Source organism: Micromonospora sp. WMMD737 (assembly GCF_049179055.1).
Classification (GTDB): domain Bacteria; phylum Actinomycetota; class Actinomycetes; order Mycobacteriales; family Micromonosporaceae; genus Micromonospora; species Micromonospora reichwaldensis.
In genome coordinates this window covers 7,362,506-7,388,627 of the sequence record NZ_JBMHMH010000001.1, presented here as the reverse complement: position 1 = coordinate 7,388,627, position 26,122 = coordinate 7,362,506, and the positions used below count along the sequence as shown (strand labels likewise).

At 74.2% G+C, this 26,122-nt stretch carries 22 protein-coding genes; 2 read left to right on the top strand and 20 right to left on the bottom strand.

Annotated features, from left to right (window positions below; genetic code table 11):
- A complete protein-coding gene (gene rpe / locus ACN27A_RS32750; RefSeq protein ID WP_132240180.1) occupies positions 1 to 681 on the bottom strand; it encodes a ribulose-phosphate 3-epimerase in 681 nt (226 codons plus the stop codon).
- A 247-nt stretch (positions 682 to 928) separates the two neighbouring features.
- On the opposite strand from rpe, the gene ACN27A_RS32745 reads away from it, so the two are divergent.
- Positions 929 to 1,816, top strand: a complete 888-nt coding sequence (locus tag ACN27A_RS32745) for a septum formation family protein (protein ID WP_421458283.1) — start codon at positions 929 to 931, stop codon at positions 1,814 to 1,816.
- A 112-nt stretch (positions 1,817 to 1,928) separates the two neighbouring features.
- Positions 1,929 to 2,819 (top strand): septum formation family protein, encoded by an 891-nt coding sequence (locus tag ACN27A_RS32740; protein WP_421458725.1) that lies wholly within the window; start codon positions 1,929 to 1,931, stop codon positions 2,817 to 2,819.
- 43 nt (positions 2,820 to 2,862) lie between these two features.
- Here the strand turns inward: ACN27A_RS32740 and ACN27A_RS32735 are convergent, their stop codons facing one another.
- From ACN27A_RS32735 to pyrR, 19 genes are all read right to left on the bottom strand, one after another.
- Positions 2,863 to 4,605: a M28 family peptidase gene (locus ACN27A_RS32735; RefSeq protein ID WP_421458282.1), complete on the bottom strand. Its 1,743-nt coding sequence runs from the start codon at positions 4,603 to 4,605 to the stop codon at positions 2,863 to 2,865.
- A 164-nt stretch (positions 4,606 to 4,769) separates the two neighbouring features.
- Positions 4,770 to 6,317 carry an RsmB/NOP family class I SAM-dependent RNA methyltransferase gene (locus ACN27A_RS32730; RefSeq protein ID WP_421458281.1) on the bottom strand — a complete coding sequence of 516 codons (1,548 nt, stop codon included), beginning with the start codon at positions 6,315 to 6,317 and terminating at the stop codon, positions 4,770 to 4,772.
- The gene (gene fmt, locus ACN27A_RS32725) at positions 6,314 to 7,240 is read right to left on the bottom strand and encodes a methionyl-tRNA formyltransferase (RefSeq protein WP_151454093.1); all 927 of its coding nucleotides are present in this window, start codon (positions 7,238 to 7,240) and stop codon (positions 6,314 to 6,316) included. Before fmt ends, ACN27A_RS32730 begins: the two co-directional genes overlap by 4 nt.
- A 4-nt stretch (positions 7,241 to 7,244) precedes the next feature.
- Positions 7,245 to 7,805 carry a peptide deformylase gene (gene def / locus ACN27A_RS32720; protein WP_132240175.1) on the bottom strand — a complete coding sequence of 187 codons (561 nt, stop codon included), beginning with the start codon at positions 7,803 to 7,805 and terminating at the stop codon, positions 7,245 to 7,247.
- Between the two features lie 146 nt (positions 7,806 to 7,951).
- A complete protein-coding gene (locus tag ACN27A_RS32715) occupies positions 7,952 to 8,935 on the bottom strand; it encodes an AAA family ATPase (RefSeq protein ID WP_421458280.1) in 984 nt (327 codons plus the stop codon).
- A 257-nt stretch (positions 8,936 to 9,192) separates the two neighbouring features.
- The gene (locus tag ACN27A_RS32710; RefSeq protein ID WP_421458723.1) at positions 9,193 to 11,229 is read right to left on the bottom strand and encodes a primosomal protein N'; all 2,037 of its coding nucleotides are present in this window, start codon (positions 11,227 to 11,229) and stop codon (positions 9,193 to 9,195) included.
- A gap of 71 nt (positions 11,230 to 11,300) precedes the next feature.
- Positions 11,301 to 12,494, bottom strand: a complete 1,194-nt coding sequence (metK, locus tag ACN27A_RS32705; RefSeq protein ID WP_091632919.1) for a methionine adenosyltransferase — start codon at positions 12,492 to 12,494, stop codon at positions 11,301 to 11,303.
- Between the two features lie 88 nt (positions 12,495 to 12,582).
- Positions 12,583 to 13,791 carry a bifunctional phosphopantothenoylcysteine decarboxylase/phosphopantothenate--cysteine ligase CoaBC gene (gene coaBC, locus ACN27A_RS32700; RefSeq protein WP_421458279.1) on the bottom strand — a complete coding sequence of 403 codons (1,209 nt, stop codon included), beginning with the start codon at positions 13,789 to 13,791 and terminating at the stop codon, positions 12,583 to 12,585.
- Positions 13,792 to 13,805: 14 nt separating this feature from the next.
- A complete protein-coding gene (gene rpoZ, locus ACN27A_RS32695) occupies positions 13,806 to 14,069 on the bottom strand; it encodes a DNA-directed RNA polymerase subunit omega (protein ID WP_007075826.1) in 264 nt (87 codons plus the stop codon).
- Between the two features lie 46 nt (positions 14,070 to 14,115).
- Entirely contained in the window at positions 14,116 to 14,649 is a 534-nt protein-coding gene (locus ACN27A_RS32690; RefSeq protein WP_421458278.1) for a guanylate kinase, read from the bottom strand.
- A 25-nt stretch (positions 14,650 to 14,674) separates the two neighbouring features.
- A complete protein-coding gene (mihF, locus tag ACN27A_RS32685) occupies positions 14,675 to 14,992 on the bottom strand; it encodes an integration host factor, actinobacterial type (protein ID WP_007458370.1) in 318 nt (105 codons plus the stop codon).
- A gap of 175 nt (positions 14,993 to 15,167) precedes the next feature.
- A complete protein-coding gene (gene pyrF / locus ACN27A_RS32680) occupies positions 15,168 to 16,007 on the bottom strand; it encodes an orotidine-5'-phosphate decarboxylase (RefSeq protein WP_421458277.1) in 840 nt (279 codons plus the stop codon).
- Between the two features lie 105 nt (positions 16,008 to 16,112).
- Positions 16,113 to 17,387: an adenosylmethionine--8-amino-7-oxononanoate transaminase gene (locus ACN27A_RS32675; protein WP_421458276.1), complete on the bottom strand. Its 1,275-nt coding sequence runs from the start codon at positions 17,385 to 17,387 to the stop codon at positions 16,113 to 16,115.
- The gene (locus ACN27A_RS32670) at positions 17,384 to 18,403 is read right to left on the bottom strand and encodes a quinone-dependent dihydroorotate dehydrogenase (protein WP_421458275.1); all 1,020 of its coding nucleotides are present in this window, start codon (positions 18,401 to 18,403) and stop codon (positions 17,384 to 17,386) included. The genes ACN27A_RS32675 and ACN27A_RS32670 overlap by 4 nt, the downstream gene beginning before the upstream one ends.
- Positions 18,404 to 18,512: 109 nt before the next feature.
- The gene (gene carB, locus ACN27A_RS32665) at positions 18,513 to 21,914 is read right to left on the bottom strand and encodes a carbamoyl-phosphate synthase large subunit (protein ID WP_421458274.1); all 3,402 of its coding nucleotides are present in this window, start codon (positions 21,912 to 21,914) and stop codon (positions 18,513 to 18,515) included.
- On the bottom strand, positions 21,907 to 23,070 hold the full coding sequence (carA, locus tag ACN27A_RS32660) for a glutamine-hydrolyzing carbamoyl-phosphate synthase small subunit (RefSeq protein WP_421458273.1): 1,164 nt from the start codon (positions 23,068 to 23,070) through the stop codon (positions 21,907 to 21,909). The genes carB and carA overlap by 8 nt, the downstream gene beginning before the upstream one ends.
- Entirely contained in the window at positions 23,067 to 24,344 is a 1,278-nt protein-coding gene (locus tag ACN27A_RS32655) for a dihydroorotase (protein ID WP_421458272.1), read from the bottom strand. Before ACN27A_RS32655 ends, carA begins: the two co-directional genes overlap by 4 nt.
- On the bottom strand, positions 24,341 to 25,267 hold the full coding sequence (locus ACN27A_RS32650) for an aspartate carbamoyltransferase catalytic subunit (protein WP_121395245.1): 927 nt from the start codon (positions 25,265 to 25,267) through the stop codon (positions 24,341 to 24,343). Before ACN27A_RS32650 ends, ACN27A_RS32655 begins: the two co-directional genes overlap by 4 nt.
- Positions 25,264 to 25,848 carry a bifunctional pyr operon transcriptional regulator/uracil phosphoribosyltransferase PyrR gene (pyrR, locus tag ACN27A_RS32645; protein ID WP_421458271.1) on the bottom strand — a complete coding sequence of 195 codons (585 nt, stop codon included), beginning with the start codon at positions 25,846 to 25,848 and terminating at the stop codon, positions 25,264 to 25,266. Before pyrR ends, ACN27A_RS32650 begins: the two co-directional genes overlap by 4 nt.
- Positions 25,849 to 26,122: the final 274 nt, after the last annotated feature.

Genomic DNA, 26,122 nt, shown 5'->3' with positions numbered 1-26,122 from the left:
TCAGGCCCCGGGGGCGGCGTGTTCCGCGAGTGCCCGCAGCTTCCGGATGGCCTCGGCGGGGTCGTCGGCGCCGTAGACGGCGGTGCCGGCGACGAACGCGTCGGCCCCCGCCTCGGCCGCCTGGGCGATGGTGTCGGCGGCGATGCCGCCGTCGACCTCGATGCGCAGTTCGAGGTGGCCGGCGTCGACGTGCCGGCGGGCCGTACGCACCTTGTCGAGCAGCTGCGGGATGAACCGCTGCCCGCCGAAGCCGGCCTTGATGGTCATGATCAGCAGCGTGTCGAAGCTCGGCAGCAGCTCCAGGTACGGCTCGATCGGGGTGTCCCGGTCGATCGCCAGCCCCGCCTTGGCCCCCGCCGAGCGCAGGTCCTTGGCCAGGGCCACCGGGTCGTCGCACGCCTCGGCGTGGAAGGTGACGTTGTACGCCCCGGCGTCGGCGTAGCCGGGCGCCCAGCGGCGCGGGTCCTCGATCATCAGGTGCACGTCGAAGGGCAGCTCGGTGGCGGCCCGCAGGCTCTGCACCACGGGCAGCCCGATGGTCAGGTTGGGCACGAAGTGGTTGTCCATGACATCCACGTGCAGCCAGTCCGCGGCGTTCTCGACGGCGCGGACCTCCTCGGCGAGGCGGGCGAAATCGGCGGCGAGGATGCTGGGCGCGACGATCGGCGGCGGTACGGTCACCGGGCCAGTGTACGAACGTGGCCGACGGCCGCCCGCAGCGCGCCACCAACGGGACACCCGGTGACCCGACGGTGACCAGTGGTGCAGAATTGGCCCTCCCGGCTCGGCGAAACCGGACGAAGGGCCATCCGTGACTGGCCGGACGACGGAAACGCGGCGAGACTCCATCAGGGACGGTGACGTGAGCCGCACGCCCGCGCGGTGCCCCGGCGGCGGTCGACGCGTCAGCTCCCGGAAAGGGCGGACGATGCGACGGTGGCTCGCGGCGCTGGCGCTGGCCGGCACGCTGACGGTCCTGCTCTCCGGCTGCGTACGACCGGGCGGCTCCGACGGCGACCTCACCGACGACTGGCCGGCGCTGCGGGCGCCGCAGCTGTTCGTGCCGGCCACCGACGCCTGCCTGCCCCGGATCACCGCCGTCGTGCAGGCCCGCACCTACGAGGCGGTGGACTGCTCCCGCAACCACCTGGCCGAGACCGTGCACGTGGGCAGGTTCGCCGGGCCGACCGCCGACGGCGACCGGCCCGAACCGGGATCCGCGGCCCTGCGCCCCGCCCGCGCCGAGTGCGACCAGCGCGCCCGCGAGGTGCTCGGCGGCGACTGGCACGCCGCCCGCGTCACCCTCACCGTCGCGCTGCCCTCCGCCCCCGCGTGGCGTGCGGGCGCCCGCTGGTTCCGCTGCGACCTGAGCGAGACCGGCAGCATCGACAACACCCGGCCGGTGAACCGCACGGGCAGCCTGCGGGGCGCGATGATCGGCGATTCCCCGCTGCTGCACCGCTGCTTCGACCCCAAGCTGATCGGCGACAACCTGAACTACATGGCCCCGGTGCTGTGCACCGAGCCGCACCGCGCCGAATTCGTCGGCGTCTACCTGGAGCGGGACATGACCTGGGCCGAGTTCGGCCGGTCCCACCAGCAGGCGCACACGCGCTGCATGGCGCTCATCGCCGCCTTCGCCGAGGTGCCCGTCAACAGCGACCTGCCGTACCGGGCGGGCTCGATCTTCTATCCCCCGTCGCAGCGGGAGTGGCAGGAGGGCGACCGGGGCGTGCGGTGTTTCCTGTGGAGCGACGACCGGAAGCTGACCCGCTCCATGCGGGGCGCCGGCCCGCAAGGGTTGCCCGCGAGCTGAGCGGGGGTGCCGTATGCTGCCGCACCGTGGCGTGTCCGGCCGCCTGCGCGCCGGCGGGACCGCCGCGCTGGCCGCCCGCCGGGGTGCGGCCCACGAACGGCGGGAGGTCGGGATGCGACGGTGGTGGACGGCGGCCACGGTGGGCGCCGTGGCGGCCCTGGCGCTCGCCGGTTGCGGCACCCCGGCCGGCACCGACCGTGACCTGACCGACGACTGGCCGGCGCCCGCCGCGCCGCAGGCGTTCGTGCCCGCCGCCGGGGTCTGCCACGCCGGCGTGCAGGACGTCGGCTACCTCACCGCCTACCACCCCGTCGACTGCGCCGTGTCGCACCGCACGGAGACCGTGCACGTCGGCACGCTGACCGGGGCGGGAGCCGAGCGGGTCACGCCCCCGCCGGCCGGCTCGGCCGGCATGCGCGCCGCCCGCGCCGAGTGCGACGCGAAGGTCAACGAGATGGTCGGCGGCGACTGGCGCTCGGGCCGGCTCGGGCTGAGCGTGGTGCTGCCGTCGCCGCAGGCGTGGGGCGGCGGCGCCCGCTGGTTCCGCTGCGACCTGAGCGAGCAGACCAGCCTCGACGAGGCCGCCGCGAAGGCCCGCACGGGCAGCCTGAAGGGCGCGCTGACCGGCGCCGCCCCGCTCGCCCACCGCTGCTTCAACCCGAGGACCCGGGCCGACGAGGTGCGGGAGATGGTGCCGGTCGCCTGCACCAGCAAGCACCGCGCCGAGTTCGTCGGGGTGTGGCAGGCCCCCGACACCAGCTACGACGACTTCGGCCGCGACACCCGGAAGGTGCACCGGGCGTGCCGGACGCTGATCGCGAAGTACGCGAAGGTGCCGGACAACGGCGACCTGCAGTACCGGGCCGGCTCGATCTACTACCACCCGTTCGAGCGGGAGTGGCGCAACGGCAACCGGGGCGTGCAGTGCTTCCTGTGGGTCAGCGACCGCAACCTGACCCGGTCGGCGAAGGGCGCCGGCACGAAGGGCCTGCCGGTCACCTGAGCGGGGCGGCCGGCGTGGCCGACCGCCCCGACCCTGTGGTGTGTCAGCTGGCCTGCAGCGTCACGTCGTCGACGACGAAGCTGGTCTGCAACGAGGCGTCCTCGGTGCCGGTGAACTTCAGCGTCACCGTCTGGCCCGCGAACCCGGCCACGTTGAACGACCGCTGCGTGTAGCCGGCCGCCGCGTTCAGGTTCGAGTACGTCGCCAGCGTCGTCGAGCCCACCTGCACCACCAACCGGTCGTACGCGGTGCTGGTCGTCGTCTCCGCCGTGTCGACGTGCAGCCAGAACGACAGCGTGTAGCTCGCACAGCCCGCCGGGATCGTCACCGACTGCGACAGCGTCTCCGTCCGCGTCGAGCCGTAGCCCAGCAGCCACGCCTTGTACGAGCCCGTCCGCGCCGGCTGGCGGGTGTCGTTGGTGATCACGCCGGACGACGCCGTCCACGGCGACGACCCGCTCTCGAACCCGCCGTTGCCGATGAGCTGCCCACCGGAGCACCCGCCGCTGCCGCCGACGGTCAGCGTGTAGCTGGCCGACCGCGAGACGCCCCCGGAGCCCGCGCCGGTGACCGTGACGGTGTAGGTGCCCAGCGTCGCCGAGGCCGACGCGCTGAGCGTCAGGGTCGCGGAGCCGCCGGAGGTGACCGACGACGGGCTGAACGAGGCGGTGACGCCGGCCGGCAGGCCGGTCGCGGACAGGCCGACCGTCTGGGCCGTGCCGGCGGTGGTGGCCGTGGAGACCGTCGCCGTGGTCGACGCGCCCCGCTGCACCGAGCCCGACGTCGGGCTCACCGCGACGGAGAAGTCGTTGGTCGCCGAGCCCACGGCGAGCTGCCAGATGGCGTACGCGATCCCGTCGGCGCTGCGGTTGAGCACCGTGGCGCTGACGTTCGAGGTGGTGTCGCAGGACCGGTGGTAGCAGGGGTCGTACGCCGAGCCGGACGTGCCGCCCCACTTGGTGGCCTGCGCCGAGGTCTTCCGGGCGCTGGCGCCCGCGGCGTACCCGGAGGTCTGGATGCCGGCCTGCGCGAACGGGTAGTCGTCGGAGCGGCCCTGGCCCTCGACGTTCTCCTCGGGCTGGATGTTCAGCGAGTCCCAGTACGCCTTGAGCGGGGCGGCGGTGGCGGAGGTGATCCGGTTGATGAAGTAGCCGCCGTTGACGGAGCCGATCATGTCGAAGTTGTAGTAGCCCTTGATGTAGCCCCGCTGGGTGGCGCTCAGCGAGCGGACGTAGAACTCCGAGCCGTTGAGGCCCTGCTCCTCGTCGGTCCACCAGGCGAACCGGACCCGCTTGGTCATCGTCGGGTTCTGCTGGGCCAGCACCAGCGCGTTCTCCAGCAGCGCCGACGAGCCGGTGGCGTTGTCGTTGATGCCCGGGCCGGCGGAGACGCCGTCGAGGTGCGAGCCGAACATGACGACCTGGTCGGCGGGGCCGCCGGGCCACTCGGCGATCAGGTTGTTCGACCGGTACGTGCAGTCGGTGCAGACCTGCTCGGTGACCGTGTAACCGGCGGCCTGGAGCTTCGTCTTGACGTACGCGACGGAGGCCGTGTAGCCGGCGGACCCGGCCCGCCGGTTGCCGCCGTTCTGGGTGGCGATGGTCTGGAACTGCGTGAGGTGGGCCTGGACGTTGGCCACCGCGATGTCCGGCGCCGCCAGGGCCTGCGCGGCGGGCGCGAGCGCGCCGGCGGACGGGGCCGCCGCCGCCGGCCCGACGGCCGGTGCGACCGCGGCGGCGGCGAGGACGGCGAGTGCGGCACCGACGGTCAGGACTCTTCGTTTCATGGACACTCCTCGATAGGTGACGACATGATGCCACCTTGGAGCGCGTTTTGGGGAGACAGTGGAGGGACGGCGATCCCGGCCGCCGGCGCGCCGTGCGCACGACGGCCCCGGGCGTCGCCGGCCCGCCCCGACCGGGGCGGACCGGTTTGTCCCGTGCGCCCCGCTCAGGTGCGGCGGAGCATCGCGAGGAACATCGCGTCGGTGCCGTGCCGGTGCGGCCACAGCTGCACCGTCGGCCCGTCGCCGAGGCCGGGCATGCCCGCCGGCAGCAGCGGCCGGGCGTCGACGAAGTCGACAGGCACGCCGGAGCGGCGGGCCGCCTCGGTCACCGTCACGTGCGTCTCCACGGTGTGCGGGGAGCACGTCACGTAGGCGACCAGCCCGCCCGGCCGGACGGCGCGCAGCGCCGCGGCGAGCAGCTCACGCTGCAACCGGGTCAGCGGCGGCAGGTCCGAGGGCTGGCGCCGCCAGCGCGACTCCGGGCGGCGGCGCAGCGACCCCAGTCCCGTGCAGGGCGCGTCGACGAGCACCCGGTCGAAGTGCGCCTCCGGCAGCTTCGGGTCCGCGCCGACGGTGCGGCCGTCGGTGTGCAGCACGGTCACGGGCAGGCCCCGGGTGGCCTGCTCGACCAGCCGGGCCCGGTGCTCCGAGACCTCGACCGCGGTCAGCCGCGCGTCCCGCTGGGCGGCGAGGGCGCCGAGCAGGCCCGCCTTGCCACCCGGCCCGGCGCACAGGTCCAGCCAGCGCCCGTCCGGGCCGTCCAGCGGGGCCACCGCCAGGGCGTTGGCCACCAACTGGGAGCCCTCGTCCTGCACGTGGGCACGCCCCTGCGCGAGCGCCGGCAGGTCGCCGGGCGCCCCACCGGAGAGATAGACCGCGTACGGGGAGAAGGCTCCCGGCGCGCCGCCGGCCTCGTCGGTCAGCTCCGCCGGATCGGCCAGCCCGGGCCGGGCGCACAGGTGCACCGGCGGGCGCTCGTTGTCCTCGATGAGCAGCCGGGTGGTCTCGCCCAGGTCGCCGCCGAGCGCCTCGGCGAAGGCCCGCACGATCCACTGCGGATGGCTGTACGCCAGGGCCAGGTGCCCGATCGGGTCGCTCTCCGCCGACGGGGCCAGCTTGGCCACCCAGGCGTCGGCGTCGCGGCCGGCCACCTCGCGCAGCACCGCGTTGGCGAAGCCCGTCGCGCCGACACCCACCGACTTGACCAGGTCGACGGTCGAGGAGACGGCGGCGTGCGCCGGCACCCGCGTGTGCAGGAGCTGGTAGGCCCCGAGCCGCAGCGCGTCGCGCACCGGCGGGTCGATGCGCTGCACGTCCCGCCCGGCGGCGTCGCCGAGGATCGCGTCGAGGGTGCCGAGGTGGCGCAGCGTGCCGTAGGTCAGCTCGGTGGCGAAGGCGGCGTCCCGGCCGACCAGCCCCGCGTCGCGCAGGAGTGACGGGAGCACCAGGTTGGCGTACGCGTCGTCCCGGTGCACCGCCGCGACCGCCTCGTAGGCCACCTGGCGGGGCAGGTCCACCGCCGGGCGGGCCGGGGGACGCCGGCCGCCGTCGCGGCGGTCACCGCCGGACCGGGCACCCCACTGGCCGCCCCGCGCCGGCCGCTCGCCGCGCTGGCCGCCCGGGGGACGCTGCTCGCGCCCACCGAACCGCTCGCCGCCGGAACGCTCACCGGAGAAGCGGTCGCCCGAGGGCCGTTCCGAAGTGCCCGTCACGCGACTTCCTCCCCCGCGGCGACCCGGACGCCCCGCGCCCAGTCGGTCGCCGGCATCGCCCGCTTGCCCGCCGCCCGGACCTCGCCGAGCCGCACCGGGGTGGTGGCCGTGCCGGCCAGCACCCGGGACTTCTCCACCAGCAGCTCGCCCGGCTTCAACTCCGGGCCGTCGGGCACCGGGGTGACCGGGCCCAGCTTGACGCGCTCGCCCCGGAACGTCGTCCACGGGCCGGGCGCCGGAGTGCAGGCCCGGATCCGCCGGTCCACCGCGAAGGCGGGATCGGACCAGCGCACCCGGGCGTCCTCCACGGTCAGCTTCGGCGCCAGCGACACCCCGTCGGCGGGCTGCGGCTCGGCCCGGGCCGTGCCGTCGTCGATCGCGTCGAGGACGGCCACCAGCAGGCCGGCGCCGGAGTGGGCCAACCGCTCCAGCAGGTCGCCGGACGTGTCGGCAGGACGGATCTCGTCGGTCAGCGTGCCGTAGACCGGACCGGTGTCCAGCCCCTCTTCCAGCTGGAACACGCTCGCCCCGGTCAGCTCGTCGCCGTGCAGCACGGCGTGCTGCACGGGCGCGGCCCCGCGCCAGGCGGGCAGCAGCGAGAAGTGCAGGTTGATCCAGCCGTGGCGGGGGATCTCCAGGGCGGCCGGCGGCACCAGCGCGCCGTAGGCGACCACGGGGACGCAGTCGGGGGCCAGCTCGCGCAGCCGGTCCTGGAACTCCGGCTCACGCGGCCGGGCGGGGGTGAGCACCTCGATCCCGTGCTCGTCGGCCCACGCCCCCACCGGGGAGCGGGCCAGCCCGCGACCGCGCCCGGCGGGGGCGTCCGGCCGGGTGACCACGGCGACGAGCTCGTGCCGGGAGGCGGCCACGGCGGCCAGGGCGGGAACGGCGACGGCCGGCGTGCCGGCGAAGATCACGCGCACCGGCTCACCGACCCAGTCCGAAGGGGCTGCCCGAGGCGTGCGGGTTGAGCTTGACCGTCGGTGGGGTGGTCGGGTCGTACCACTCCGCCTGGCGGATCGCCTTCATCGCCTCCTTGCGCCCGGCCGGGTCCAGCCGGTCCACGAAGAGCACCCCGTCGAGGTGGTCGGTCTCGTGCTGCACGCAGCGGGCCATCAGGCCGGTGCCGACGATCTGCATCGGGTCGCCGTAGCCGTTGAAGCCCTTGGCGATCACGTTCTGCCGGCGCTTGGTGTCGAAGTAGAGGCCGGGAATGGACAGGCAGCCCTCGGGGCCGTCCTGCTCCTCGGCGTCGGGAAACTCCAGCACCGGGTTGACCAGGTGGCCGACCACGTCGTCGACGTCGAAGGTGAACACCCGCAGGCCCACACCGAGCTGCGGCGCGGCGAGGCCGGCGCCGTTCTGCTCACGCATCGTGTCGGTCAGGTCGGCGACGAGCTTGCGCAGCTCGACGTCGAAGTCGACCACCGGATCGGCCGGCGTGCGCAGCACCGGATCTCCGAACAGACGGATGGGCTGGACGGTCACTCGGCATGGCTCCTTCGGCGGGCGGACTGGTGCCGTACCAGTCTACGGAGTGCCGTCGGCCGCCCCGGCCGGCGTACCGCGAAGCGGCGCGGCCCGTCGCGTGTCGATGGTCACCAGGAGGCGCCCGTGGCCGCGCAGGAAGCGGCTCAGACGGCGGTGCCCGGCTCGCCGGCCAGGACCGCGTCGCCGCCGAGCAGGGCGTGCTCGGGCAACGGCAGCTCGATGGAGTGGGCAGCCTCCCAGTCGTGGATGAGGCCGGGCCGGGCCTGGGCGGCGAAGTAGTCCACCGCGCTCATCCCGCCGACCACCGGCTCGTCCACCTCGGCGACGAGCTGGGCCGGCACCAGGCGGAAGCCGTTCTGGAGGGCGGCGCTGAGGCGGCGGTGCCCGTCGACGACGAAGAAGTACTCGCCGGTGTAGCCGATCCGCAGGGGCTCCAGCGCCTCGTCGCCGGCGGCGGCCACCTCGCCGACGAACTCCGAGTCCCACAGGTCACGCAGGTGGGCGATGTCCTCGGTCGGGTAGACGCGGGCCGGGTCGAGCAGCAGCAGCGGCGGCGCGTCGCGCAGCACGTCCGCGCACAGCCGCCCCTCGTACGCGTCGATGATGTGCTCGATGACCTCGGAGGCCGAGGCGCGGGTGGTGTCGCAGATCAGGTCGTAGTTGCGCAGCCGGGCCTTGTCCACCCCGTAGCGGACGATGAACCGGCCCCGCTCGCTCTCGCTGCGCTCCAGCAGCTTGGCCTTGGCCTCCTCCATCGAGGCGTAGCTCTCGGCCGGGCCGGAGGGGCGGGCGAGGACCCGTCGGGCCGCCTCGCCCGGCTCGGTGATCATGTGCACCTTGAGCGCGTCGGTGAAGAAGTGCCAGGCCAGCCGGGAGTCCATGACGAGCCGCTCGCCCGAGGCCGCGATGTCCCGCTGGAGCTGGTCGACGTAGCCGTCGACGGCCTGGTCCAGCTCCGCGTGCAGGTTGAGCTGGAGCGCGGTCATCTGCCGCTCCTGCGCCATCTGGCGGTAGAGGTCACCGACGCTGACCCGGCGCAGGCCGAGCCGCTCGGCGATCACCACGGAGACGGTGCTCTTGCCGCTGCCGAGGTCACCATTGAAGACGATCGACTGACGAACGGTCACGACTGGTCCACCCCTGATCACCGGCTGTTTGGAATCATCGGCACCGCGCCGAACCGACGCGCTCCCGCCTTCGTCGCGCGATCCTGCGACGACCCCGGCTCGGCGCGGTGTGGCGCCGCGCCGCGACCTGGAGCCGTCGTACGCCCGGGCATGACGGGCGATGCTATCACCCGGGTGTCGACACACCGCCGGACACGGCGTGCGACGACGGGCCAGGTCGGGCGGTGGGTGCGGCGCCGGATCGGCCGGGCCGTCGGTCAGAAGAGGGCCAGCGGGTCGACCTGGAGGCGGACCGGCTCGGCGGCCTTGCGGGCGGTGCGAACCCCCGCCGCCGAGTGCAGCGCGCCGGCCAGCGCGCCGGCCCGGGCCCGGGGAACCCGGACCAGCATCCGCTCGCGCTCCCCGTCGGCCGGCACCGGCCCGAGCAGCTCGGCCTCCGCCGGCAGCCGGGCCTCGGCCAGCAGGTCGGCCACGGCGTCCGGCAGGCCGGTCACGCTGGCCATCCGCACCGCGGGCGGGAAGCCCAGCTCCCGCCGTTCGGCCAGCTCCCGGGCGGCGAACCAGCCGGCGTCCCAGCGCAGCAGCGCCTGTACGGGGGCGAGGGCCCCGTCGGCGACCACCACCACCCGGCCCCCGGCGGCGGCGGGACGGGCCAGCGCGGCGGCCGCCAGCCAGCGGCGCAGCGCCTCCTCCCCCGCCCGCAGGTCGGCCCGCGTGAGCAGGGCCCACGAGTCGAGCAGCAGCACCGCCCCGAAGCCGCCGTCGGCGACCGGCTCGGCGCCGGGGGTGGCGATGACCAGGCCGGCGCCGCCCGGGACCGTGGCCAGCACCTCCTCCCGCCCGGAGGTGCGCACCGGCACGCCGGGGAAGGCCCGGCCCAGTTCCTCGGCGGTGCGCCGGGCGCCGGTGACGGAGGCGCGCAGCCGCCGCCCGCCGCACTCCGGGCAGGCGTACGCGGCGGCGACCCGCCCGCACCAGCGGCAGGCCGGGGTGCCCTCGGCGGAGGGCAGCGCGAGCGGGCCGGCGCAGTGCGGGCACCGGGCCGGGGTGCGGCACTCGGCGCAGGCCACCGACGGCAGGTAGCCGCGGCGGGGCACCTGGACCAGCACCGGCAGGTCCGCCCGGAGCGAGTCCCGGGCGGTGGTCCAGGCCAGGCTGGGCAGCCGGGCGGTGGCCGCCCCGGGGTCCCGGGCCAGCTGCGGGTCGTCGCCGGTCGGCGCGATCGCCGGCATCCGGGCCCGGAGGGTCGCCCGGTCGGCCACCACCTCGCGGGCCCATCGGGTCTCCACCAGCAGCTGCGCCTCGGCGGTGCGGGTGTAGCCGCCCACCAGGGCCGCGGCGTCGCCGAGCTGGGCGCGGGTGAGCAGCACCTCCCGGGCGTGCGGATAGGGGGCCCGGGGCTCGGCGTGCAGGTCGTCGCCGTCGTCCCAGATCGCCACCAGCCCGAGCCGGGCGACCGGGGCGAACATCGCGGCCCTGGTGCCGACCACCACCGGCACGTCGCCGCGCCGGGCGGCGAGGAACGCCCGGTAGCGCCGGGCGGGACCGAGCGCGGCGGAGAGGCAGACGTGCCGCCCCGGGCCCAGGGCGTCGTGCAGGGCGGCGTCGAGACGGTCCAGGTCGCGGTTGTCGGCGACGACCACCACCGCGCCCCGGCCGCCGGCCACGGTGGCGGCGACGGCCTCGGCGTACCGGGCGGGCCAGTCCTCCCCCGGCAGCGCCGACCAGACGGCCCGGGCGGCCCGGCCGTCGGCGAGCGCCCGGAGCAGGGCCGGCCCGGCCGGGTAGTCCCGCCAGGCGTCGGGACCGGGCCCTGCCGGCACGACGGGGTTCTCGTCGGCGGCGGCAAGGTTCTCGCCGAGGGCGGCGGGGCCCTCGTCGGGGGCGACGGGGCTCCCGTCGGGAGCGACGGGGTTCTCGCCGGAGGCGGCGGGGCCCTCGCCGGGAGCCGCGGGGTTCTCGTCGGGGGCGGCGGCGCGGGCGCGGACGTCCTTCTCCACCCGGGCGTGCCGGGGCGGGACGGCGAGGCGGAGCACGTCGGCGAGGTTGCCGGCGTAGCGGTCCGCGACCGCCCGGGCCAGCCGGGCGACCTCCGGCGCGAGCACCGGCTCGGGCGAGACGACCTTCTCCAGGTACGCCAGCCGGCCGGTGTGCCCCGAGTCGTCGGCCCGTTCCAGCAGCCAGCCGTCGACGAGCTGCCCCGCGAAGCGGACCTTCACGCGTACGCCGGGGACGGCGTCGGCGTCCAGCTCGGCCGGGACGAGGTAGTCGAACGGGCGGTCCAGGTGGGCCAGGGGGACGTCGACGCAGACGCGAGCGACCGGCGACCCGTCCGCGGGTCGCCGGTCGCTGCGCCTGGTGCCGGTCAGGCTCCCGCGGCCGACTTGAGGTCGGCGGCCCGGTCGGTGCTCTCCCAGGTCAGGTCCGGCAGCTCCCGGCCGAAGTGGCCGTAGGCGGCGGTCTGCTGGTAGATCGGGCGGAGCAGGTTCAGGTCCCGGATGATGGCGGCCGGGCGCAGGTCGAAGACCTCGGAGACGGCCTTCTCGATCGAGGCGACCGGCACGGTCTCGGTGCCGAACGTCTCGACGAAGAGGCTGACCGGGTGGGCCTTGCCGATCGCGTACGCGACCTGGACCTCGCACCGCTCGGCCAGGCCGGCGGCGACCACGTTCTTGGCCACCCAGCGCGTCGCGTACGCCGCCGAGCGGTCCACCTTCGACGGGTCCTTGCCGGAGAACGCGCCGCCGCCGTGCCGGGCGTAGCCGCCGTAGGTGTCGACGATGATCTTGCGGCCGGTCAGGCCGGCGTCGCCCATCGGGCCGCCGATCTCGAACCGGCCGGTCGGGTTGACCAGCAGCCGGTAGCCCTCGGTGTCGAGCCCGAGGCTCTCCAGCTCCGGGGCGATGACGTGCTCGCGCACGTCGGGGGTGAGCAGCGAGTCCAGCGAGATGTCCGCCGCGTGCTGGCTGGAGACGACGACCGTGTTGAGCCGGACGGGGCGCAGCCCCTCGTACTCGATCGTGACCTGGGTCTTGCCGTCGGGGCGCAGGTACGGGATCGTGCCGTCCTTGCGGACCTGGGAGAGCCGCCGGGCCAGCCGGTGCGCCAGTGCGATCGGCAGCGGCATCAGCTCCGGCGTCTCGGAGCAGGCGAAGCCGAACATCATGCCCTGGTCGCCGGCGCCCTGGGCGTCCAGCGCGCTCTCCGACGCCCCGGTACGCAGCTCGAAGGCGTTGTCGACGCCCTGCGCGATGTCCTCGGACTGGGCGCCGATGGAGACGCTGACGCCGCACGAGGCGCCGTCGAAGCCCTTCTTCGACGAGTCGTAGCCGATGTCGAGGATGGTCCGGCGGACGATCGTCGGGATGTCGGCGTACGCCTTGGTGGTCACCTCGCCCGCGATGTGCACCTGACCGGTGGTGATCAGGGTCTCCACGGCGACGCGGCTGCGGGGGTCCTCGGCGAGCAGGGCGTCGAGGATGCCGTCGCTGATCTGGTCGGCGATCTTGTCCGGGTGGCCTTCCGTGACCGATTCGGAAGTGAAGAGGCGGCGTGTCACGGCACTCCTAAATTGTGGAAGTCGTTCCGCGGCAGTGTAGTCATCCGCGTCAGAGCCTGGCCTCTTCGGTCGTGCCCGTTTCCAGCCGTCAGGAACGGCCGGGCAACCGGGCCACCACGAGATCCCAGACGCCGTCGGCGAGGTCCTCCTTGGACCGCTCGGGCATCCGGCTGACCGAACCGTCCGCGCCGATGACCGTCGCCGCGTTGGTCTCGGCGCCGAAGACCTTGTCGGACCCGACCTCGTTGATCACGACGAGGTCCGCCCGCTTGCGGGCGAGCTTGGCCCGGCCGTTGGCCTCGGCGTCGCCCGTCTCCGCGGCGAACACCACCAGCACCTGCTCCGGTCGACGGCGCCGGCCCAGCTCGGCCGCGATGTCCGGGTTGGTGACGAGCTCGATGGTGGGCGCACTGCCGTCGTCCGACTTCTTGATTTTGCCAGGCGCGTAGGTCGCGGGGCGGAAATCGGCCGGAGCCGCCGCCATCACCACCGCGTCGGCGTCGGCCGCCGCCGCGAGCGTGGCGTCGCGCAGCTCGCCCGTGGTGCCGACGCGGACCAGGTCGACGCCGGCGGGGTCGGGCAGCGAGACGTTGGCCGAGATCAGGGTGACCCGGGCGCCCCGGGCCACGGCGCAGCGGGCGAAGGCGTAGCCCTGCTTGCCCGAGGAGCGGTTGCCCAGGAAGCGGACCGGGTCGAGGGGCTCGCGGGTGCCGCCGGCGGTCACCACCACGTGCCGCCCGGCGAGGTCGGCGGGGGCCCCGACGCCCCGCGCGAGGGCCCGGCGGGCGACCGCGAAGATCTCCGCCGGGTCGGGCAGCCGGCCCTTGCCGGTGTCGGCGCCGGTGAGCCGGCCGACGGCGGGCTCGACGACGCGCACGCCCCGGGAGCGCAGCGTCGCGACGTTGGCGACGGTGGCCGGGTGCTCCCACATCTCGGTGTGCATGGCCGGGGCCAGCACGACCGGGCAGCGGGCGGTCAGCAGCGTGTTGGTGAGCAGGTCGTCGGCGAGGCCGTGGGCGGCCTTGGCCAGCAGGTCGGCGGTGGCCGGCGCGACCACCACCAGGTCGGCCTGCTGACCGAGCCGGACGTGCGGCACCTCGTGCACGTCCGACCAGACGTCGTCGGCGACGGGCTGGCCGGAGAGCGCCGCCCAGGTCGGAGCCCCGACGAAGCGCAACGCCGACGCGGTCGGCACGACCCGGACCCGGTGGCCCGACTCGGTGAAGAGCCGCAGCAGCTCGCACGCCTTGTAGGCGGCGATGCCACCGCCGACCCCGAGGACGATCCGGGGGGACATCGACGCGGGGCGGATTACGGCTGGTCGGTCGGCTCGGCGGTGAGCAGGCCCGCGTTGATCTCGCGCATGGCGATGGAGAGGGGCTTCTCCTGCGGCGTGGTCTCGACCAGCGGGCCGACGTATTCCAGCAGACCCTCACCGAGCTGGCTGTAGTAGGCGTTGACCTGGCGCGCGCGCTTGGCGGCGAAGATCACCAGCGCGTACTTCGAGGTCGTCTTCTCGAGGAGCTCGTCGATCGGCGGGTTGGTGATGCCTTCGGGGTTTGCGATGGATCCCACGAATTAACCTCTGCGTCTATCGCACCGCGCTTGGCGGTGCTGGCGGTCAGCCGCGCATGTGCGGTGGCGCCGGAGCCAGGAAAGAAGAACCGGACAAGCCTACCAGCTCGTCGACGACCCGCCCGGTGAGGTCGTGCGCGAGGGTGTGTTCGAAGGCGGCCGGTGTGACCTGCGGGGGGAGGCTCCCCGGCGGGTGCAGCAGCACCAGCCGGGCGTCGGGCAGCACCGCCCGGACCAGCAGCGCGCCGGCCAGGTCGAGGCCGATCAGCACCGGCTGCCCGGCGGCGAGCCGGGCGCGCAACGGTTCGAGGGGGGTGCCGCGCCGGTACGGCCCGGCCCGGCTCCACTCCAGCAGCTCCCCGGCGGCAACCATCCGGTCGAACCCGGCGGGGGTCAGGAAGAGCCGGTCGACGCCGTCCAGCTCGCTCTCCCGGCGGGAGCGCGTGGTGGCCGGCACCGGAACCCACACGGACGGAGAACGCGCCCGGACGCGCTCGACGACACTCTCCGTGCCGGAGCCCGAAGGCCCCGCCAGGACAGTGAGCCGAGCCGCCGGGCGCGCCTCGTCATCCGTGCTCACTGCTTGTTTCTACACGCAGCCAGGCTCAGTTGGCGGCGAACTCTCCAAGCAGTGCCTTGCGCTGCTGCTCGCCGAGGCCACGCAGGCGACGGCTGTCGGCGATCTTGAGCTTCTCCATGATCTGGGTGGCCCGGATCTTGCCGATACCCGGCATCGCCTGCAGCACGGCGGAGACCTTGAGCTTGCCGACGACGTCGTCGGACTCGGCACGCTCGAGGACGGCTCCGAGGGTGGTCTTGCCCTGCTTGAGCTGCTCCTTCAGCTCAGCACGGGCCTTGCGGATCTCCGCGGCCTTCTCCAGCGCGGCAGCGCGCTGTTCGGGGGTCAGTGACGGGAGCGGCACCAGTTCTCCTCAGGTCCCTATCGCGACGGGCGGGACGCACCGCCGCATCTGTGAAACGTGGTGTCGCTGTGAACCAAGGGGTCCGTGGTTCCCAGCGCGGGGAAAACTAGCGGTCGACGGCGCATTCGGCAACGTGGACGCGCGATGATCTTCACAAAGGTGACCGAGCCGTCAGTCAGTCACCAGCGGCGAGGGCGGCCCGACAGCCGGTCAGGGCCCGGTCGGCAGCGGCCCGCAGCGCGTCCGGATCCGGGCCCGCACCCAGCACCTCGCGGGAGTACGAGGGCAGCACCGCGGGCAGGGCGGAGCCGAAGACGACGCGCAGATCGGCCGCCATGGCGCCCTGCGCGCCGAGGCCCGGAGCGAGCAGCGGACCGTTCACGGCGGACAGGTCGTGACCGGTGTCGCCGATGGTCGCGCCGACCACCAGCCCGACGCTGCCGAGTGGCTGCGCACCCGCGTTGAGCTGGGAAATCTCGTCGATCACGGTCTGCGCGACGGTGCGTCCGTCGGCGGTGTGCGCGCGCTGCACGGCGGCGCCCTCGGGGTTGGAGGTGAGCGCCAGCACGAAGACCCCGCCGCCGTGCTCGGCGGCCAGTTCGAACATCGGGGCGAGCGCGCCGACGCCGAGGTACGGGCTCGCCGTCACCGCGTCCACATGGACCGGGCTGGATGGATCGAGGTACGCCGAGGCGTACGCGGCGACGGTCGAGCCGATGTCGCCGCGCTTGACGTCCAGCAGAACGAGCGAGCCGGCATCGCGTAACTGTCGGATAGTTGACTCAAGAATCGCGATACCTTTCGAGCCGAACCGCTCGAAAAAGGCCGACTGGGGCTTGATCACCGCGACCCGGTCACCGAGGGCGTCCGTGACCGTCCGGGCGAACCGGTCAAGCCCCCGGATGTCGTCGTCGAGCCCCCAGCGGGCCAGCAGCCCCGGGTGCGGGTCGATGCCGACGCAGAGCGGACCCCGCTCGCTGACGGCCCGGTGCAGGCGGGCGCCGAAGCTCTCCATCCGGTTCTCTCCCTCTCCTCGGCACCCGGGGCGTCCGCCGCCGGGGCACGCTCCTGTCGCGGGCGGCGCGCGCCCGCGTACTCCCGCCGGATGGTGACCGGCGGCTCAGCCGGCCCGCACCGCGGCGGCGACCCCGGCGGCGATCCGGGCCAGGTCGGCGTCGTCGGTGACGTACGGCGGCATGGTGTAGACCAGGTCGCGGAACGGCCGCAGCCAGACCCCCTCGGCCACCGCCGCGGCGGTGGCGGCGGGCAGGTCCACCTCGTGGTCCAGCTGGACCACGCCGATCGCCCCGAGCACCCGCACGTCGGCCACCCCCGGGGCGCCGCGCAACGGCTCCAGGCCGGCCCGCAGGCCCGCCTGCACCCTCGCCACCTGCCCCGCCCAGTCGCCGGCCCGCAGCAGGCCGAGGGAGGCGTTGGCGACCGCACAGGCCAGCGGGTTGCCCATGAACGTCGGGCCGTGCGCCAGCACCCCGCCAGCGGAGATGCCCCGGGCGACCTCCGCCGTGCAGAGCGTGGCGGCAAGCGTCAGGTATCCGCCGGTGAGCGCCTTGCCCACGCACATCACGTCGGGCACCACCCCGGCGTGCTCGGCGGCGAACATCGTGCCCGTGCGGCCGAAGCCGGTGGCGATCTCGTCGAAGATCAGCAACACGCCGTGCGCCCGGGTCACCTCGCGCAGCACCCGCAGGTAGTGCGGGTGATGGAAGCGCATCCCCCCGGCGCCCTGGACCACCGGCTCCACGACGACGGCGGCCAGCTCGTGGGCGTGCCGCTCGACCGCCTCCACCAGGGCCGCCTCGTAGGCCGGCTCGGGCGGGGTGGCGAAGCCGCCGGGCGGCACGGGGGCGAAGACCTGCCGGGGCAGCACGTCGCCCCAGAGGTGGTGCATGCCGCCCTCGGGGTCGCAGACGCTCATCGGGTGGAACGTGTCGCCGTGGTAGCCGCCCCGCCAGGTGCCCAGCCGGCGGCGCTCCGGCCGGCCGGTGGCCCGCTGGTACTGCAGGCACATCTTGATCGCGACCTCGACGCCGACCGAGCCGGAGTCGGCCAGGAAGACGTGCTCCAGACCGTCCGGGGCCAGCTCGACCAGGGTGGCCGCCAGCCGCACCGCCGGCTCGTGGGTGAGCCCGCCGAACATCACGTGGCTCATCCGGCCGAGCTGGTCGGTCACGGCCGCGTCGAGCACCGGGTGCCGGTAGCCGTGGATCGCCGCCCACCACGACGACATCCCGTCGACCAGCTCCCGGCCGTCGGCCAGCCGCAGCCGTACGCCCGCCGCGCCCTCCACCACGTAGGGCGCGCTCGCCGGCGGCAGGGCCGCGTACGGGTGCCACACGTGCGCCCGGTCGGCGGCCAGGACCTCCTCGGGGGTCACCCGCCCGTCCCCGTCGCACGGGCGGCGGCGCGGACCAGGGCCGGGCCGCGGTAGATGAAGCCGGTGTAGAGCTGCACCAGGGCGGCGCCCGCGTCGAACATCCGGGCCGCCGCGTCCGGGTCCACGATGCCCCCGACGCCGATCACCGGCAGCCGCCCTCCGGCCTCCCGGTGCACGAAGGCGACCACCTCGCGGGCGCGGTCGGCGAGCGGGCGACCCGACAGGCCACCGGTCTCCGCGCCGCGCGCCCGGTCCGCCGGGGCGAGGCCGTCGCGGGCCAGCGTGGTGTTCGTGGCGATCACCCCGGCCGCGCCCCGGGCCAGGCAGACCTCCAGCAGCTCGGCGATCGCCGGCTCGGTGAGGTCCGGGGCGATCTTCACGAGCACCGGCTTCTCCCCCACCAGCGCCGCCAGGATGGCGTCCAGGTGCGCCCGGTCCTGCAGCGCGCGCAGCCCCGGGGTGTTCGGCGAGGAGACGTTGACCGCGAAGTAGTCGCCGTGCCCGCGCAACGCCCGGTAGGACGCCTGGTAGTCCGCCACCGCCTCGTCCAGCGGGGTCACCTTGGACTTGCCGAGCGAGATGCCCAGCGGCACGCCGATCGGGCGCGGCAGCGCCGCGAGCCGGGCCGCGAGGGCCTCGGCGCCGGCGTTGTTGAAGCCCATCCGGTTCACCACGGCCTCGCTGCCGGGCAGCCGGAACAGCCGGGGCCGGGGGTTACCCGGCTGTGGGTGCGCGGTGACCGTGCCGACCTCGACGAAGCCGAAGCCCAGCGCCGGCCAGGCCGGCAGGGCCGCGCCGTCCTTGTCCATCCCGGCGGCCAGCCCGACCGGGTTGGGGAACTCGACGCCGAACACCGTGCGCGGCGCCCGCACGGCGTACCGGGCCCGCAACACCCCCAGCGCCGCCGGCCGGCGGGACAACCCCGCCAGCCGCCGCAGCGTCCACTCGTGCGCGGCCTCGGCGTCCCCGCCGCCGATCCGGAACAACCCCGGCCGGACCACCCGCTCGAACATCACGACCGACCACCCCCGTCGATCATGAAGTTGTCGCCGCGACACGCCGTGCCGGCCGGCGACAACCTCATGATCAACGCGTACGGGCGGCGGTGGGGGTGCGGGTGGGGGGTCATTCGGCGGACCGGAGGGCGGCGTGCAGCTCCTGGAGCGGGCGGACCTGCATGTCGCCCCGGATCCGCGCCTCGATGCCCATCACCGCCGCCGCCGCGCCCGGCACCGTGGTGATGCACGGGATGTCCGCCGTGACGGCGGCGCTGCGGATCTCGTAGCCGTCCGAGCGGGCGCTCGCGCCCGAGCCCTGCGGAGTGTTGATCACCAGCGCCACGTCGCCGCCGAGGATCAGCGACACCGCGTCCTCGCCCCCGCCGGACTCGTAGTGCTTGCGGATCTGCTCGCAGGCGATGCCGTGCCGGCGCAGCACCTCCGCCGTGCCGGTGGTGGCGACGATCTCGAACCCCAGGTCGGCCAGGCGCTTGATCGGGAAGATCATGCCGCGCTTGTCCCGGTTGGCGACCGAGACGAAGATCTTCCCGGCGGTCGGCAACGAGCCGTACGCGGCCGACTGCGACTTGGCGAAGGCGTGCCCGAAGGCGGTGTCGATGCCCATCACCTCGCCCGTGGACTTCATCTCCGGGCCGAGCAGCGAGTCCACGCCCTTGCCGGTGGGGGTGCGGAACCGCTTGAACGGCAGCACCGCCTCCTTGACCGCGATCGGGGCGCCGGCCGGCAGCGAACCGCCGTCCCCGGTCGCCGGGAGCAGCCCCTCGGCGCGCAGCTCGGCGATGGTGGCGCCCAGCGCGATCCGGGCCGCCGCCTTCGCCAGCGGCACCGCCGTCGCCTTGGAGACGAAGGGCACCGTCCGGGACGCGCGCGGGTTCGCCTCCAGCACGTAGAGCACGTCGTCCTTCAGCGCGTACTGCACGTTGAGCAGGCCCCGCACGCCGACGCCCCGGGCGATCGCCTCGGTGTAGCGGCGCACCTGGGCCACGTGCGAGCCCGCCAGGGTGATCGGCGGCAGCGCGCAGGACGAGTCGCCGGAGTGGATGCCGGCCTCCTCGATGTGCTCCATGACCCCGCCGAGGTAGACCTCGCCGTCGGCGTCGCAGAGCGCGTCCACGTCGATCTCGATGGCGTCGTCGAGGAAGCGGTCGACCAGCACCGGGTGGTCCGGGGAGATCTCGGTGGCCCGCCCGATGTAGTCACGCAGCGTGGCGTCGTCGTAGACGATCTCCATGCCCCGCCCGCCCAGCACGTACGACGGCCGGACCAGCACCGGGTAGCCGATCTCGTCGGCGATCGCCTTCGCCTCGTCGTACGAGGTGGCCATGCCGTGCGCCGGCGCGCGCAGCCCGGCCCGGGCCAGCACCGCCCCGAACGCGCCCCGCTCCTCGGCCAGGTGGATCGACTCCGGCGAGGTGCCGACGACCGGCACGCCCGCGTCCTTCAGCCGCTGCGCCAGGCCCAGCGGGGTCTGCCCGCCGAGCTGGACGATCACCCCGACCACGCCCGGCCCGCCGGCCGCCCTGCCGGAGGAGTCCTCCGCGTGCCAGACCTCCAGCACGTCCTCGAAGGTGAGCGGCTCGAAGTAGAGCCGGTCGGCGGTGTCGTAGTCGGTGGAGACGGTCTCCGGGTTGCAGTTGACCATCACGGTCTCGAAACCGGTGCCGGAGGCGGAACCAGTGCCCGCGGCGGCCGGGGCGGCGGTGCCGACCGGCGCGCTCCGCAACGCCTGCACCGCGTGCACGCACGAGTAGTCGAACTCGATGCCCTGGCCGATCCGGTTCGGCCCGGAACCCAGGATGATCACCTTCGGCCGGGCCGACGGCACGACCTCCGTCTCCTGGTCGTACGTCGAGTAGTGGTAGGGCGTGGTCGCCTCGAACTCGGCGGCGCAGGTGTCCACCGTCTTGTAGACCGGACGGACGTCGAGGCGGTGCCGCAGCGTCCGTACGCCGTCCTCGGCGGCCAGCTCCGGACGCAGCGCGGCCAGCTGCCGGTCCGACAGGCCGGCCCGCTTGGCGCGGCGCAGCAGCTCGGCGTCGAGCACCGGGGCGTCCACGATCTCCGCGCGCAGCTCGACGAGGGCGGCGATCTGGTCCAGGAACCAGGGGTCGATCCCGCCCGAGGCGGCGGTGACCTCGGCGATCGACGCGCCGAGGCGCAGCGCCCGCTCGACGGTGTAGAGCCGGCCGTCGTGCGGCATCCGCAGCGCGTCGAGGGTGTTCTCCTTCGTCGCGCCGGCCGGGTCCGGCAGCGTCCAGAACCCGCCCGCCTTCGTCTCCAGCGACCGCATCGCCTTGTTCAGCGCCTCGCTGAAGTTGCGGCCCAGGCTCATCGCCTCGCCGACGGACTTCATGGTGGTGGTCAGCTCCGGGTCGGCGCCCGGGAACTTCTCGAACGCGAACCGGGGGATCTTCACCACCACGTAGTCCAGGGTCGGCTCGAACGCCGCCGGGGTCTTCAGGGTGATGTCGTTGGGGATCTCGTCGAGGGTGTAGCCGATGGCCAGCTTCGCGGCGATCTTCGCGATCGGGAAGCCGGTGGCCTTCGAGGCCAGCGCCGACGACCGGGACACCCGGGGGTTCATCTCGATCACCACGATCCGGCCGTCGGCCGGGTTGACGGCGAACTGGATGTTGCAGCCGCCGGTGTCCACCCCGACCTCGCGCAGCACCGCGATGCCCAGGTCGCGCAGCTGCTGGTACTCGCGGTCGGTGAGCGTCATGGCCGGGGCGACGGTGACGCTGTCGCCGGTGTGCACGCCCATCGGGTCGACGTTCTCGATCGAGCAGACCACCACGACGTTGTCGTGCCGGTCGCGCATGAGTTCGAGCTCGTACTCCTTCCAGCCGAGCACGCTCTCCTCGATGAGCACCTCGTGCACCGGGCTGGCGGCCAGCCCGTCGCCGGCGATGCGGGCCAGGTCCTCCGGGGTGTGCGCCATGCCGGAGCCGAGGCCGCCCATGGTGAACGACGGCCGGATCACCACCGGCAGGCCCAGCTCGGCGACCGTCGCCTCGACCTCCGCCATCGAGTGGCAGACCCGGGAGCGGGGCACCAGGCCCGCCGGGTCGTCGAGCCCCAGGCGTACGCCGGCCTTGGCGACGATGTCCTTGAACAGCTGCCGGTCCTCGCCGCGGTTGATCGCCTCGATGTTGGCGCCGATCAGCTCCACGCCGTACTTGTCGAGCACGCCTGCCTCGTGCAGGGCGACCGCGGTGTTCAGCGCGGTCTGCCCGCCGAGGGTGGGCAGGATCGCGTCGGGGCGCTCCTTGGCGATCACCAGCTCGACGAACTCCGGGGTGATCGGCTCGACGTACGTGGCGTCGGCGAACTCGGGGTCCGTCATGATCGTCGCCGGGTTCGAGTTGACCAGGCTGACCCGGATCCCCTCGCTGCGCAGCACCCGGCAGGCCTGGGTGCCGGAGTAGTCGAACTCGCAGGCCTGCCCGATCACGATCGGCCCGGAGCCGATCACCAGGATGTGCTTGAGATCGGTCCGCTTAGGCATGTGTGCGCCCCTCGCTCTGGGTCCGGCCCTCGATGAGCTCGGCGAAGCGGTCGAAGAGGTAGTCCGCGTCGTGCGGGCCGGCCGCCGCCTCCGGGTGGTACTGGACGGTGAAGGCGGGCACGTCCTTCGCCCGCAGCCCCTCGACCACGTTGTCATTGAGGCAGACGTGTGACACCTGGACGCCACCGAACTCGGTCTCGATCACCTGGTCGGGTACGACCGCCCCGGCCACGGCGCCCGGCACCTGGACGGCGAAGCCGTGGTTGTGGCTGGTCACCTCGACCTTGCCGGTGACCCGGTCGAGCACCGGCTGGTTGATGCCCCGGTGGCCGTAACCGAGCTTGTAGGTGCCGAAGCCCAGCGCCCGGCCGAGGATCTGGCTGCCGAAGCAGATGCCGAAGAGCGGGATCCTGCGGCTGAGCACCTCCCGCGCCAGGGCCACCGGCGCGTCGGCGGTGGCCGGGTCGCCCGGACCGGGCGAGAAGAAGACCGCGTCCGCGCCGGTGGCGAGCAGGTCGTCGATGGTGGAGCCGGCCGGCAGCACGTGCGTGGTGACCCCGCGGGCGGCGAGCCGGCGCGGGACGTTGCGCTTGATGCCCAGGTCCAGCGCGGCGACCGTGAACCGGTGCTCGCCCTCGGCTCGGACCACGTACGGCTTCTCGGTGGTGACCTCGGCGGAGAGGTCCGCGCCGACCATCTCCGGGGCCTGCCGCACCCGGGCCAGCAGCGCCCGCGGGTCGCTCTCGACGCTGGAGATGCCGACCCGCATGGCGCCGCGCTCGCGCAGGTGCCGGGTCAGCGCCCGGGTGTCCACGCCGCTGATGCCGACCACGCCCTCGGCGGCCAGCCGCTCCTCCAGCCCGCCGGTGGCCCGCCAGTTCGAGCCGATCCGGGCCGGGTCGCGGACCACGTAGCCGGCGACCCAGATGCGGCCCGACTCGTCGTCCTCGCCGTTGACGCCGGTGTTGCCGATGTGCGGGGCGGTCTGCACCACCACCTGACGGTGGTAGGACGGGTCGGTCAACGTCTCCTGGTAGCCGGTCATGCCGGTGTTGAAGACCGCCTCGCCGAAGGTCTCCCCGACGCTGCCGTACGCCTCACCGTGGAACGTGCGCCCGTCCTCCAACACGAGGATCGCCGATTGTCTGCGGGTCACTTGAGAGCCTTTCCGTCCAGGACCGTCGGCTCGCCGCGCAGGAAGGTCGCCACGATGCGACCCGGCAGCGTCATGCGGGCGTACGGGGTGTTGCGGCTACGGCTGGCCAGCTCCGCCGGCTCGATGGTGCGGCGGGCGGCCGGGTCGACCAGGGTCAGGTTCGCCGGCACGCCGGGCGCCGGGTCGAGGCCGTGCCCCTCCAGCCCGGCGATCCGGGCCGGGGTGCGCGACATCCGCTCGGCGATCAGGTCCCACTGCGGGCCGAGCACGTCGAGGGCGATCGACAGCGCCGTCTCCAGGCCGAGCATGCCCGGCCGGGCGTACGCCCACTCGCACTCCTTGTCCTCCACCGCATGCGGGGCGTGGTCGGTGGCGACGATGTCGATCACGCCCTCGACCAGGGCCGCGCGCAGCGCGGCGACGTCGGCCGCGGTGCGCAGCGGCGGGTTGACCTTGTAGACCGGGTCGTAGGTCTCGGCCCGGGAGTCGGTGAGCAGCAGGTGGTGCGGGGTGACCTCGGCGGTGACCCGGACGCCCCGGGCCTTGGCCTGGCGCAGCACCTCCACGCTGCCGGCGGTCGAGACGTGGCACACGTGCAGGCGGCTGCCGACGTGCTCGGCGAGCAGCACGTCGCGGGCGATGATCGCCTCCTCGGCGACCGCCGGCCAGCCGGTCAGGCCGAGCCGGGTCGAGACCTCACCCTCGTGCATCTGCGCGCCCTCGGTGAGCCGGGGCTCCTCGGCGTGCTGGGCGATGATCCCGTCGAACGCCTTCACGTACTCCAGCGCCCGGCGCATCAGCCTCGGGTCGGCGACGCAGTGCCCGTCGTCGGAGAAGATCCGTACCCGGGCCGCCGAGTCGGCCATCGCGCCCAGCTCGGCGAGGTGCTCGCCGGCCAGGCCGACGGTGACCGCGCCGACCGGCTGCACGTCCACCAGCCCGGCCTCCCGGCCCAGCCGCCAGACCTGCTCGACCACGCCGGCGGTGTCGGCCACCGGCGAGGTGTTGGCCATCGCGCAGACCGCTGTGTAGCCACCGAGCGCCGCCGCCCGGGACCCGGACTCGACGGTCTCGGCGTCCTCCCGGCCGGGCTCGCGCAGGTGGGTGTGCAGGTCGACCAGGCCGGGCAGGGCGACCAGCCCGGTGCCGTCGACGACGGTCGCCTCCGGCGCGTCCAGCCCGGCGCCGACGGCCGCGACGACGCCGTCGCGGATGAGCACGTCGGTCGGCGCGGCGCCGACGACGCTGACGTTGGAGATCAGGTACGAGCTCACCGGTTGTTCCCCCCGAGCAGCAGATAGAGGACGGCCATCCGCACGGAGACCCCGTTGGCGACCTGTTCGACGATGGTGGAGCGGGGCGAGTCGGCCACCTCGGGCGTGATCTCCATCCCCCGGTTCATCGGTCCGGGGTGCATGACGATCGCGTGCTCGGGCAGCCGGCGCATCCGCGGGCCGTCCAGGCCGTAGCGGCGGGCGTACTCGCGGGCGGACGGGAAGTAGGAGGCGTTCATCCGCTCGCGCTGCACCCGCAGCATCATCACCACGTCCGACTGCGGCAGCACCGCGTCGAGGTCGTAGGAGACGTCGGTGCCGGGCGCGAGCGCCTGCGCGATGTGGACGGGGATCAGCGTCGGCGGCCCGACCAGGGTCACCTTGGCGCCGAGCGTGGACAGCAGCAGGACGTTCGAGCGGGCCACCCGGCTGTGCAGGACGTCCCCGACCACCGCGACCGACAGGCCGGCCAGCCGCCCCAGCCGGGAGCGCATCGTGTACGCGTCGAGCAGCGCCTGGGTCGGGTGCTCGTGGGTGCCGTCGCCGGCGTTGACCACCGAGCCGTCGACCCAGTCGGCGAGCCGGTGCGGTGCGCCCGAGGCAGGGTGCCGGACGACCACGGCGTCGGCCCCCATCGCCTGGAGGGTCAGCGCGGTGTCCTTCAGGCTCTCGCCCTTGGTCACGCTGGAGCCCTTGGCCGAAAAGTTGATCACGTCGGCGCTGAGCCGCTTCGCCGCCGCCTCGAAGGAGATCCGGGTGCGGGTGGAGTCCTCGTAGAAGAGGTTCACCACGGTGCGCCCGCGCAGCGCGGGGAGCTTCTTGACCTCCCGGCCGGCGACCGTGGCCATCTCGGCTGCCGTGTCCAGGATCTCGGTGGCGGTGGCGGCGTCCAGGTCGGCGCCGGAGAGCAGATGCCTGATCATGAGGGAGTCCCCCCGTACAGCCTGACCTCGTCGGTGCCGTCGGTCTCCGCGAGGGTGACCTTCACGCTCTCCGCCAGGGACGTCGGGATGTTCTTGCCGACGTAGTCGGCGCGGATCGGCAGCTCGCGGTGGCCGCGGTCGACCAGGACGGCGAGCTGGACGGACGCCGGCCGCCCGACGTCGTTGAGCGCGTCGAGCGCGGCCCGCACCGTACGGCCGGAGAAGAGCACGTCGTCGACGAGGACGACCCGCTTGCCGTCGATGCCGCCGGGCGGCACCTGGGTCGGCCCGACCGCGCGGGTGGCGTGCCGGCGCAGGTCGTCGCGGTAGAGGGTGATGTCGAGCACGCCGACCGGGACGGTCACGTCCTCGAAGGTGCTGATCCGGGCGGCGAGCCGCTTCGCAAGTGGGGCGCCCCGGGTGGGGATGCCCAGCAGCACGGTGTCCGCGGCGCCCTGGGTCTTCTCCAGGATCTGGTGGGCGATGCGGTCGATCACGCGCTGGACGTCGGCGCTGGCGAGGATCACCTTCACCGAGGGTTGTCGCGGCGGCGGCGACGGGGCAGCAGGTGGGTAGGCCACGGCGGACCTCCTTCCCCGCCTCACGGGACGGGTCGTTAAAGGACGTCGGATGCCGGTACCGGGACGCGAGCGGCCCGGACCGGGGCTTCCCGCCACGTTACCAGTGGTCACCGCACCGACCGCCGCCGGCCACTGACCCCCTGGTCAGCCCGGCGAAATGGGGACAACTCCCCCGGTGATCCCAACGGTAAGGTCACGACCACTTGACCAGTTGTGCCAATCCCCGTACCGTCACGCTCCGTAGCGATCGCTGGGAGAACCCCGAGCAGCACTG